The following is a 1,118-nucleotide window of genomic DNA, read 5'->3' as shown; positions in this document are numbered from 1 at the left end:
GCCCGGCAGAGCCGGCCTCCCACCAAGGTCAAACCCTGCGCCCGCTGGAGACGCCGCACTTTGTGGGAGGCCGCTTCAGCGGGCGAGGTTTTCCCGGCCAAACCCTCGCCCGGCAGAGCCGGCCTCCCACCAAGGTCAAACGCTGCATTACCGGGGCCGGGCGGTGATTCGCCAATCGCGTCCCACGGCACGGATATCGAGGATATCCAGAGGACGCTGCTGGACCATGCTCGCCAGCCCCGGCAGTTCGAACAGCGGGCGGGCCTCGCCACCCAGCAGGGTCGGGGCCATGAACAACTGCATCTCGTCAACCAGGGCGGCATCGAGCATGGCGCCGGCCAGAGTGGCACCGGTTTCGAGCAGCACCTCGTTGACCTCCTCCATCGCAGCGAGGTGCGCCAGCAGGGCAGGCAGATCGACTCGGCCATCCAGGCCTGCGGGCATCACCAGCACCTCGGCACCGGCCGCCTCGAGCCGGACGCGGCGCGGGTCCTCCCGGGCGGCACAGGTCACCACCAGGGTTCGGCCCGGTTCGCGCAGACAGGCCGCGGCCTGGGGCAGACGAAGGTGGGTATCGACCACCACCCGCAGCGGCTGTCGGCCGGCGGGCCACTCGATGCCCTCGAGCTCTGCCTGTTCCGGTCGCACCGTGAGGCGTGAATTGTCGAAGATGATCGAGTCCACCCCGGTCAGGATAGCGCTGGAACGTGCCCGCAGGCGCTGGGCATCGCGGCGCGCCCAGGGGCCGGTGATCCATTGTGACTCCCCGGAGCGCATGGCGGTTCGCCCATCGAGACTCATGGCCATCTTGAGGCGCACGAAGGGCCGGCCATGATCCATGCGCATGACGAAACCGGGATTGAGTGCCCGGGCCTGATCCTCGAGCAGGCCCACCTCCACCCGGAGTCCCGCCTCGCGCAGCAGGGCGATGCCCCGACCGGCCACGGCGGGATTGGGATCGGCCATGGCGACAACCACCTGCGCCACGCCGGCCTCGACCAGCGCCACCGCACAGGGACCGGTGCGCCCCTGGTGGGAACAGGGCTCCAGGGTCACATAGGCCGTGGCCCCTCGGGCGGCCTCGCCGGCATCCCGCAGGGCATGGATCTCCGCATGGG

General features: G+C 70.2%; 1 protein-coding gene. It reads right to left on the bottom strand.

Annotated elements, in window-relative coordinates; all coding sequences use genetic code 11:
• Positions 1-147: 147 nt before the first annotated feature.
• The coding region (gene ribD, locus ACESMD_RS06765; protein ID WP_372611544.1) for a bifunctional diaminohydroxyphosphoribosylaminopyrimidine deaminase/5-amino-6-(5-phosphoribosylamino)uracil reductase RibD at positions 148-1,118 on the bottom strand (971 nt) is incomplete at its 5' end.

It is taken from the genome of Halomonas sp., assembly GCF_041689495.1.
GTDB lineage: Bacteria > Pseudomonadota > Gammaproteobacteria > Pseudomonadales > Halomonadaceae > Halomonas.
Note: the sequence above shows the minus strand (reverse complement) of the source record. Positions and strands in the feature narration are given on the sequence as shown.